The following is a 10,191-nucleotide window of genomic DNA, read 5'->3' as shown; positions in this document are numbered from 1 at the left end:
CCCCCGCGGGAGGACGACGGGTTTTTAAGTTTTTCACGCTTTACCACGGGTGGGTAATGATAGAGGCCCCTTGAATCTAAAAAATTTACAGCCACCGTAGTTAATAGAGCTCTTCCTTACATAAAAAAACTGTACACTCACGGTCCCTATCCCTGGATAACTGTAAATTGTTCCGCTCAGAAAACGGCAACAAAAGGCGCTAGCCGGGCAGGCTACAATAATGGCGAAATGAAGTTAATTACTCTAATTGATTCAGATCATCAAAAATTTAGCCTGACTCACCTTAAACCAGGCAAAATTAATGATGGCACAATAGGTATACAGCCCCAGTTTAATCCTCCTGCTTCTTTTGAGACCTCTCTTTCTCCGCCTCCTCTATCTACCTATTGAGTGCGTATATTACTACACAAAATAAAAGTAGGGTGCACTGATTTTTAAAATAACCCCTGCTTTTAAGAAGGGTTATTTATCCGACCAACTCCTTCTGGCAAGCGCTTCCCTCAACTTTAAATTTCAGTTAAAGTAAGTCTGCAATTTTTGCGTTGTCTAGTATAGGAAGGGATTTGTAATGTTCATACCTATGTTTAAAAAATTACGTGGTTTGATTTCAAACGATGTTTCAATCGATTTGGGGACAGCCAATACCTTGATTTATATGGTTGAGCAAGGTGGCATTGTGTTGAATGAACCATCCGTTGTTGCAATTCGTCGCGATGCTCGCGGGGGACAAGAAAGCGTAGCTGCAGTGGGAGCTGAAGCTAAGCGAATGTTAGGCCGCACTCCGGGCAATATTATGGCGACGCGACCGTTAAAAGACGGCGTTATTGCTGATTTTCACGTTACCGAAAAGATGTTGCAATATTTTATTCATAAGGTACATAAAACCCGATTCTTGCGCCCGAGTCCGCGGGTATTAATTTGCGTTCCTTGTGGCTCCACTCAAGTTGAGCGTCGCGCCATTAAAGAATCTGCTTTAGGCGCAGGTGCGCGTGAAGTGTATTTAATTGAAGAACCAATGGCCGCCGCGATGGGCGCTGGTTTACCGGTTGAAGAGGCTAGCGGTTCTATGGTGGTGGATATCGGCGGAGGAACGACTGAGGTCGCTATCATCTCATTGAGCGGTATTGTGTATGCGGAATCGGTGCGAATCGGTGGCGACCGTTTTGATGAGGCTATTATCAGTTATGTACGTCGTAATTACGGTGCTTTGATTGGTGAAGCTACGGCAGAGCGGATTAAACATGAAATTGCTGGTGCTTTCCCAAGCAATGAAGTAAAAGAAATTGAAGTGCGAGGGCGCAATTTAGCCGAGGGCGTGCCGCGCGGTTTTACCCTGACTAACAACGAAATCCTTGAAGCACTGCAAGAACCCCTTTCAGGGATTGTGGGTGCCGTTCGCGCTGCTTTAGAGCAAGCGCCTCCCGAGTTGGCTGCCGATATTGCAGAACGAGGAATGGTTTTAACAGGAGGCGGAGCCTTGTTAAGGGATATCGATCGTTTATTAATGGAAGAAACGGGCTTGCCAGTAGTGGTGGCCGAAGATCCTTTAACCTGTGTCGCCCGAGGTGGGGGACGAGCGTTAGAATTGATGCGTTCGATGGGAAGTGAATTTCTTTCACGGGATTAGGTGAAAATATCTTTGTGTGAAAGCTATTTTCAAAAGTAAGAATAGCTTGACGCATGCTGGCTCCCGCTGGTGCGGCGTGATGTATGAACAAGTTAATTTTTAAACGCTCTTCAATACCTGGGCTGCCCACCCTTATTTATATGATCCTAGCGATTGCATTGATCGTTTTAGATCAGAAGGCCATTTTTTTCCAGAAAATACGGGCTGATTTAGCCCTTACGGTCCTTCCCCTTCAATATTTAGTCAGCGTCCCCATAAAGACCATTCATTGGATTGCTATCAATGTCACTACTCAGGAACAGTTAGTGGCCGACAATGCGCGGTTACGCGCACACGAGTTGTTGTTGGAATCGAAACTGCAAAAATTGTTGGCGCTGGAACGGGAGAATGCCCAGTTACGGGCATTGTTGAAATCTACCGCCCATGTGGGAGGCGCTCGTGTGGTGGTCGCGCAATTACTGGCGGTGAATTTAGATCCTAACCTTCAACAGATTATTGTGGATAAGGGGATGCGGAATCATATTTATGTAGGCCAACCTGTGCTTGATGCCTATGGTGTGGTGGGGCAAGTGATTCACACTGGCCTGCTCACGAGTAAAGTAATGCTTATTTCTGATCCTAAAAGTGCTGTTCCCGTGCAAGATTATCGCAATGGCATTCGTGCCATCGCTCTTGGTATGGGTAGCTCAGGGAAGCTCCTTTTGATCAATGTTCCCGACACCAGTGATATCCAAAAAGGCGACCTTTTCGTATCTTCAGGACTGGGGTTGCGTTACCCGGTAGGCTATCCTGTGGGAGTGGTGTCTGAGCTTGAACGCGATCCGACTAAACGATTTGCAACGATTACTTTACAACCTTCGGCTCATCTTGATCAATCCCAGCAAGTGTTGATGACTTGGCCGAACAAAGCCTCGTTGTCTCAAGACGTCCATCAAGAATTGAACTTAAAAGAGAAAGAGTAAGAATAATGGAAGGTAATTATGTCAAAGACTTGTTAGGTACTAGCCTCACGCTAATAATAGCGATGATGTTGACGATATTGCCTTTGCCAGCATGGGCCGTCTGGTATCAACCCGCTTGGATCTTGATGGTGCTGTTATTTTGGATGATCGCTCTTCCGTATCGGGTGGGGATAGGGGCTGCTTTCATCTGGGGGCTGCTTTTTGATTTGCTGTCAGGCACGATATTGGGACAGCATGCATTGATATTCACCATCATCGCTTATTTTATTATCCGCTTTCAAGTGGTCATACACAGGCTGCCGAATTGGCAGCAAATGATACTCGTTTTTATCGCCACCGCTGTTTATTTAGCGTTACAATATTGGATTATGGCGATGGCTGGCGCATCACCAGAGGCAGCGAAATATTGGCTACCCCTCATGAGCACGACTCTCTTATGGCCTTGGGTACGAGTTTTATTAAAAGATTATCAGAGTCGTTTTAGATTAGGTTAATGATTAAAATTCTCCTACGAAGCTGTTTGAAGTGGGGAATGATGACAGCGGCGAGTCTTATCATTCTTTTTGCCGTTCTCATCAGCGCTGTCCGTCTAACCGTTTCGCTCCTCAACCACCAGCGCGATTTTTTTGAGCATTGGGCAAGTCATGCCTTACATCAACCGGTTCGTATTGGCCAAATCGCAACGAGCTGGTATGGTTTCAATCCTGCATTAACCTTCCAGAAAGTTATTGTGACGGGTCCCACCCACAAATCATTGTTGCGCGTTAGCCAACTCTCCATTAGAGTTAATCTCTTTCAAAGCCTAATTCATTGGCGTTTATTCCCCGGGCATCTCTGGTTATCGGGAGCGCGTTTCAACGTGTTTGAGGGAAAAGACGCTAAATTGAACGTCGAGGGCATGATCGCGCAAAAAAAACAGGTCTTTGCTGATTTAGGCGAGATGAAAAAAGTTTTTCTGGGCCTGCTGAATCAGTCCAACATCACGTTGAAAAACATTGATATTTATTATCACACAGTTGAAGGCCAGCTAATTCCTCTTACGCATTTATGCCTTAAAGTGACCAATGGGCTACTACATCAACAAATAGCGGGTGTGGGAAGTTTATCTCAAACCATCCCCACTCGATTTCGATTTTTATTGCAAAGATCTTCCAAAAACGCCGAATTATATCTGGATATTAAAAATCTTGTTTTTTCCCAATGGGAAAGTAGCTATTTCCTCCAAAAATATTTTAAAACGATATCGTTGACAGATGGTCGTGGGAATGTGCAACTATGGGCTAAATTTAAAAACGATGGGCTTGAATCTGTTCAAAGCGTTGTGAAAAGCGATCAGATTCGTTTAAGCATGGCCAAATCACATTCTCCTCTTTTTATCAATCAACTCAACGCTAATTTATATTGGCAACATTATGCGAACGGTTGGGGATTAACGGCCGATCATGTGAATTTGCAAATGAATGGAAGGCAATGGCCCGAACATACTTTTGGCGTCCGCGTCACGCACTTCCAATCGGGAATACGTCTTTTATTGAAAAACGATTATTTTAATTTGTCTGATATACAAACTCTCACCGCTGAAATAGGCTATCAGCCAAAACGAATTCAAACCCTGTTTCAGAAATTAAAACCTTCAGGGATATTGCGACATTTTACTTTACTTTATTCTCAACGCTCACAAACGCCTTATTATCACATCATAACTGGCTTTGAAGATTTAAATTTTCAACTTCAAGACGGTTGGCCTGGGGGGGCGCATTTAATGGGTGCAATTGACGTCGCAGCGGAGCACCCAGCATCGGGTTGGCGTTTTCAAGTATCACAATCAGATATTCAAAATAACAATTTACATTGGCACAGCGAAGGGTTTTTATCGCTGCCAACAAAAGGCTCTCCTTTTGTTAATTTACAGGGGAAACTCAGTCTAAAAAACATAAACGTCATTAAAAATTATTTGCCCTCTCGCGGTCTAAGTCCTCATTTACAAGCATGGTTAAATCAAGCATTCTCAACGGGAGAAATCGCCAGCGGAACGGTGAATTTTAAAGGACCGTTGGATCGGTTCCCTTTTCTTCATCAAGAAGGTTCTTTTGATGCTATTGCTAATGTTGATCGTGTTACCTTGAATTACCATTCTGGCTGGCCCGCTTTGCAAAATATCAAAGCCAAGGTAATGTTTCATAACAATCAATTATGTATCGTAGCGTCTCATGCAAACATATCCGGCAATCCCTTGGAGCATTTGAAAGCGGTTATTCCTGACCTGAAAGACCCTGTTTTATCGGTGAGTGGACATTCGACATCAAATCTTGCCAACGGATTTAAATTTTTAAAAGCTGCTCCACTTTCTGTTGCCAAACGAATGCAAAGCACTACCGCTCAGGGTCCCATGAATTTAAATTTAAAACTGAGAATACCACTGGATCATTCCAATCAAGAGGTGAGAGCCGAAGGCCAGTTAGCCGTTAAAGACGGCCAATTTTCCTTAAACAACTGGGAAATAATGCTCGACCATATCAATGGTAATTTCCGGTTTATTAATGAGGATTTTTCTGCTGACCAGGTTTTTGCAAAGTGGTTGAGGCTACCGATCGCATTCCATATTGTAACACTTAATCCCTTGAGTCAATCGCCCGTTTTGCAATTTGAAATGAGCGGCGAGCTTGCTATGCGAGCATTACAGAAAAAATTTAAATGGTCTGTTTTAAATTATTTAAATGGAGCAACTACTTATCGGGCACTTTTAAATTTACATGGGAAAGACTCGCAACAAGGTGGTTTAAGTATCTCAACCGATTTAAGCGGTATCCAATCCACATTACCTGCACCTTTTAATAAACTGTCTCAAGATGTTAGTTTTTTAACTTCCCACCTTTCTTTTTATGGGAATAAACTTTCAAATATTAAAGTGTATTATCAGGATTCTTCTAACGATGTAGCAACCTCGCTGCTTGTTTCACCCGTTAATAAAGGCTGGTCCGTCGATATTCAAAATCCATTAATGGCTGGGAATCTTCTAATTCCTAATCGGCTTGATGATTATTGGCGAGGGTATTTTTCACGTCTTTATTTGCCTGAATTTAAAGCTAAGAAGAAACAATGGAATTCACAGGCGTTGCCGCCGTTGGACTTAGCGGTTGATGACTTCCATTATAGTAAAAAAACATTGGGGAAATTAGCCTTGCAAACTTCACGAAGCATGGAGGGTTTAAGAATTGATAAACTTACTGTAACAGCGCCTTTATTTAATATCGATGCGACAGGAATGTGGCGAACGAAAATAGGGCGCTCGCAAACAACCCTTTCGGGAAGTTTTACGAGTCCTAATTTAGGCGATCTGCTAAAACAATGGAAAATTACCCGCTCCCTAGAGGGTGGGAAAGGCCGAGCGGATTTTTCCGTCAAGTGGCCGGGATCGCCTGACCAATTTAAAGTCGCTCAATTGAATGGCGATATTAAACTTGATTTCTATAGCGGACGAGTTAGCGGATTAACAGAAACCACTGAATCAGAACTGGACTTCGGCCGACTTCTCAATTTGTTTAGTCTGCAATCGCTTCCGAAATTGCCGCTAAATCTCGCTAATTTTTCTAAAAAAGGTTTTGCTTTTAATTTTTTGAGAGGTAATTTTTTATTATCAAAAGGAGTGGCAAAAACACAGAATGCTTCGTTAGTTGGGGATGTGGCGTGGGTGCAAATCAAAGGACTCATTGGATTTGCAAATAAAAATTATGATTTGCATTTACAAGTAGTACCAAATATTACTTCGACATTACCATTAATTCTGGGCCTCGCTGGTGGGCCGCTGGCTGGCGTAATCGCCTGGGTGGCCGATAAAATACTAGCCCCTCATGTTGGCAAAGCGGCACAGGTGAATTACCATATTACGGGCTCTTGGAATAAGCCTGATATCACACTGCCTGCACCCGCAGAAACTGAACTATCCTCTTAAAAGGGGTTTTTTAAAGAACTTTAATTAAGGTTTTTTTCGATACAAATTCAACTGTTTCTTTGACATTTATTATGAGTGATTTAATCCAAACGGCCTCCGATTCTCTTTTACGACCTTTCGATATCAATGCTAACGTTTTGGAAAAAATCATTGGGCGGGCGATGGGGCGCTTCGCCGATGGCGCTGACATCTTTTTACAAAGTATTCAGAAAGAAAGTTGGTTTTTGGAAGATGGAATTGTAAAAGGGGGTGATTTTAGCATTGATCGTGGGTTTGGATTGCGCGTTTTAAGCGGTGAAAAAACGGGCTTTGCTTTTGCAGATGATATTAACGTGAAAGCATTGCTCCAAGCCGCTCACTCGGCGAAAAGCATAGCGTATTCTCAAAGCGGCCAAGTGGTCAATGTGCTGCATAAAACGTTGGTTCGACCTTTGTACCCTCCTTCTAATCCGATTAATTCAATGCCGGCGGCTGGCATCGTTGATTTGTTAAGGAGAGTTGACGATTATGCTCGAGTAAAAGATCCCCGGGTTAAACAAGTCATTGTGAGTTTAACCGGCCAAAATGAAGTGCTACTTATCCTAAATAGCGACGGATTGATGGCGGCGGATTTGCGTCCGTTGGTCAGTATGCACGTCCGCGTGATTGTTGAAAAGAATGGCCAGCGGGCTCAGGGCAGCGCAGGTGGCGGGGCTCGGGGCGGTTATGAAATACTCACTTCGGCGGCGTTTCAATACGCCGACAAAGCGGTTCACCAAGCGTGTTTAAACTTAAAAGCCGATAATGCGCCTGCAGGTACCTTTCCAATCGTATTGGGGCCCGGTTGGCCGGCAATTTTATTGCATGAAGCGATCGGGCATGGTTTAGAAGGCGACTTTAATCGCAAAGGCAGCTCCGCATTTAGCGGACGGTTAGGAGAGCGAGTGGCTTCTTCCTTATGCACCGTGGTGGATGATGGAACAGTTCCGGACCGACGAGGATCGTTGAGCATAGATGACGAAGGAACAACGACGCAAAAAACCGTATTAATTGAAAAAGGCATTCTAAAAAACTATATGCAAGACCGGCACAACGCTCATTTAATGAAGATGTCCCCCACGGGGAACGGACGACGTGAGTCCTACGCTCATTTGCCTCTGCCTCGGATGACGAATACTTATTTGTTACCCGGGGAAAGTGATCCTCAAGAAATTATTGCTTCGGTAGAAAGAGGATTGTATGCGGTTGATTTCTTCGGGGGACAGGTCGATATCACTTCCGGGAACTTTGTTTTTTCGACTAGTGAGGCCTATCTCATTGAGAAGGGGAAAGTAACCCGACCTGTGAAAGGCGCTACTTTAATTGGCAACGGACCGGATGTGCTGACTAAAGTCTCAATGGTAGGAAATGATTTAGCTTTAGATTCAGGCATAGGCACATGTGGAAAAGCCGGCCAATCTGTCCCTGTTGGTGTTGGGCAACCGACCATTAAAGTCGATGCTTTAACGGTAGGGGGAGTTGATTAATAAATCACCCAGCACTTCTATACTAATTTCAGGAAACTGCCGTTCTTGATCGATGCATTCTTTAATTTGCACAATGGCTTGTCGAATATTATTCGGTGATATTTCACAAGGCGCATCTTCGCCTGGACAAGAAGCATCGCGCGTTCCTTTATCTGACCAGTGAGAGTACGCCAACGATAATCCTTCTTCTGTCTTGTGAAGACACGAACCCAATGCTCCGTGTTTTCCACAAAATAAGTCGTAATTTGATGCCATAATTGTCGGTATTCTTTTTCTTTATTTGGCTTTACATAGCCTCTATCTTTACATAGCCTCTATAAATAACAGCAAACATCCAATTGCTCCATTTTCATTATCGCACCCCAATGTGCCTTACTAACAGGAGTAATAGACAAACGATTGCCTTTGCGCAAAATTAGGAGATCTTTTAATTTTGGGTTTTGGCGTAATTCTTGCAGTGAAATAACCCCAGGGAATTTTTTTCGGAATTTAATATCGACCATTAGCCAACGTGGATTATCCGGCGTATTCTTAGGATCATAATGATGATCTTTCGGATCTAGAGCCGTCAGATCCGGATAACTTTCACGAACAATTTCAACCACGCCCACAATACCAGGTTTTTCGCAATTGGAATGATAGAAAAAAGCCAAATCCCCTTTTTTCATACCATCCCGCATAAAATTACGCGTCTGATAATTGCGAACGCCGTCCCAACTCGTGATTTTATTTTTTTCGCGAAAGAGATCATCAATACTGTAAGAGGTGGGTTCGGATTTTAATAGCCAATAACTCATAATGACCCTTTAACAAAGGGGATTATTTCTGCCACTTTCGTTTCGTTGCGATAGCTTGTTGCTCTCGGATAATTTTATGGCACTCAGTCTTAAATTGGAATATCAAAATTTTTTACAAGAACTGGATTTTATTTGATCGAGTTGTTCACTGATACGATCCACAATGATTTCAAATTTCATTGAGGAGGGTTGAACGAAACCATTGCTTGACAGTTATAGAAAGCAGTTGGTATAACCTGAGTTGTCGGAGGAAGGCTGGGCGAAACCTGCCTTTTGTCAATTGGTGGAACTACCGAGAGGAATTTATGAATAAAAACGAACTTATTGAAATTATAGCACAATCGGCTGACATTTCAAAAAATGCCGCGGGCCGCGCGTTAGATGCATTTGTTGATTCGGTAACAAAATCATTACAAGAAGGTGAAGACGTGGTTCTTGTCGGTTTTGGTAGTTTTACAACCAGTCAGCGCGCAGCTCGAACAGGCCGCAACCCACAAACCGGTGACGCGATGCAGATTCCTGCTGTAACAGTGGCTCGATTTAAAGCCGGCAAAAAACTTAAAGACGCAGTCAATAAAGAAAAAGTGTATACTTGATTAAGTACGGTAGATCAGCTATCTTCTGTGCCCCGGGGTCGATGATTCTAGGGCTTTTTTTTGGTATTTTGGGAGGGTGTTTGAGAAAATTTTGGGTGCTTAGCTCAGTTGGTAGAGTGTCGCCCTTACAAGGCGAATGTCGGGGGTTCGAATCCCTCAGCACCCACCATGCCTCAAAATTGTATTCTTATTGCAAAGGTAAGCCTTGAATAGCTTCAGCGAAAATAGGAGTGGTAGTTCAGTTGGTTAGAATACCGGCCTGTCACGCCGGGGGTCGCGGGTTCGAGTCCCGTCCACTCCGCCATTGTCTTGATTAGATGCCCATAAAAGTCTAGCAAAGTAGCCTGTATGAAGCGCAGTGAAATACGGGGATGATAGACGAGATCATTATTTTCCCGTATTCTGCTTTGGTCTATACGTATATGGCCCCAGGGTTGTTGTCAACAATCAGTTTTGACGAAAAGAACGTATATGCGGCTTCACAGAGCCACCGCATGAATTAGCCTCATCAACCTCAGGTTTTACCTTAACGTCCTTAACATCACATTGCCGCGTTTACTAATCCGCGACAAGACCTCCTTATTCTCACTCGCGTGTTGTGGAGGAACTAACCCAATAAACACCAACAACTTGCCAGAAACAGATGAAATTGATGAATGTCCCTCCCCGTTCGCATAAACCGGCAGCGCCGTTAAATCCCCCCGGCTGCGCTGTACCCGTTGACAATCCTCATTGGTTTTTACCACGGCTTT

The 10,191-nt window shown here is 43.7% G+C and carries 7 protein-coding genes, 2 tRNA genes and 3 pseudogenes; 9 read left to right on the top strand and 3 right to left on the bottom strand.

Features of this window, described 5'->3' with window-relative positions; genetic code table 11:
* Positions 1–580: 580 nt before the first annotated feature.
* The 5 genes from OWO34_RS06625 (at position 581) to tldD (ending at position 8,046) form a co-directional block, all read left to right on the top strand.
* Positions 581–1,627, top strand: a complete 1,047-nt coding sequence (locus tag OWO34_RS06625; RefSeq protein ID WP_267256977.1) for a rod shape-determining protein — start codon at positions 581–583, stop codon at positions 1,625–1,627.
* Between the two features lie 83 nt (positions 1,628–1,710).
* On the top strand, positions 1,711–2,589 hold the full coding sequence (gene mreC, locus OWO34_RS06620) for a rod shape-determining protein MreC (protein WP_267256976.1): 879 nt from the start codon (positions 1,711–1,713) through the stop codon (positions 2,587–2,589).
* 5 nt (positions 2,590–2,594) lie between these two features.
* Complete coding sequence (gene mreD / locus OWO34_RS06615; protein ID WP_267256975.1) at positions 2,595–3,083, top strand: rod shape-determining protein MreD; 489 nt, start codon at positions 2,595–2,597, stop codon at positions 3,081–3,083.
* The gene (locus OWO34_RS06610) at positions 3,083–6,541 is read left to right on the top strand and encodes a YhdP family phospholipid transporter (RefSeq protein WP_267256974.1); all 3,459 of its coding nucleotides are present in this window, start codon (positions 3,083–3,085) and stop codon (positions 6,539–6,541) included. The genes mreD and OWO34_RS06610 overlap by 1 nt, the downstream gene beginning before the upstream one ends.
* Before the next feature lie 71 nt (positions 6,542–6,612).
* A complete protein-coding gene (gene tldD / locus OWO34_RS06605) occupies positions 6,613–8,046 on the top strand; it encodes a metalloprotease TldD (RefSeq protein WP_267256973.1) in 1,434 nt (477 codons plus the stop codon).
* Here tldD and OWO34_RS06600 read toward each other — a convergent pair.
* Both OWO34_RS06600 and OWO34_RS06595 read right to left on the bottom strand, forming a co-directional pair.
* Positions 8,023–8,345 (bottom strand): annotated as a pseudogene (locus tag OWO34_RS06600) (hypothetical protein); the annotation flags it as partial. The gene tldD and the pseudogene OWO34_RS06600 overlap by 24 nt on opposite strands.
* Positions 8,346–8,360: 15 nt before the next feature.
* On the bottom strand, positions 8,361–8,843 hold the full coding sequence (locus OWO34_RS06595) for an EVE domain-containing protein (RefSeq protein ID WP_267256971.1): 483 nt from the start codon (positions 8,841–8,843) through the stop codon (positions 8,361–8,363).
* Positions 8,844–9,148: 305 nt separating this feature from the next.
* Between OWO34_RS06595 and OWO34_RS06590 the strand changes: the two genes are divergently transcribed.
* The 4 genes and pseudogenes from OWO34_RS06590 to OWO34_RS06580 all read left to right on the top strand — a co-directional run bounded on the left by OWO34_RS06590 (position 9,149) and on the right by OWO34_RS06580 (position 9,743).
* Complete coding sequence (locus OWO34_RS06590; RefSeq protein WP_267256970.1) at positions 9,149–9,439, top strand: HU family DNA-binding protein; 291 nt, start codon at positions 9,149–9,151, stop codon at positions 9,437–9,439.
* Positions 9,436–9,556 (top strand): annotated as a pseudogene (locus tag OWO34_RS09865) (hypothetical protein); the annotation flags it as partial. The gene OWO34_RS06590 and the pseudogene OWO34_RS09865, both read left to right, overlap by 4 nt.
* A tRNA-Val gene (locus OWO34_RS06585) sits at positions 9,533–9,608 on the top strand. The pseudogene OWO34_RS09865 and the gene OWO34_RS06585, both read left to right, overlap by 24 nt.
* Positions 9,609–9,666: 58 nt before the next feature.
* Positions 9,667–9,743, top strand: a tRNA-Asp gene (locus OWO34_RS06580).
* Positions 9,744–9,966: 223 nt separating this feature from the next.
* On the opposite strand, the pseudogene OWO34_RS06570 reads toward OWO34_RS06580, so the two are convergent.
* Positions 9,967–10,191 (bottom strand): annotated as a pseudogene (locus OWO34_RS06570) (transposase); the annotation flags it as partial.

Origin of the sequence: Coxiella endosymbiont of Ornithodoros maritimus (assembly GCF_907164965.1) — a bacterium.
Classification (GTDB): Bacteria; Pseudomonadota; Gammaproteobacteria; order Coxiellales; family Coxiellaceae; genus Coxiella.
Note: the sequence above shows the minus strand (reverse complement) of the source record. Positions and strands in the feature narration are given on the sequence as shown.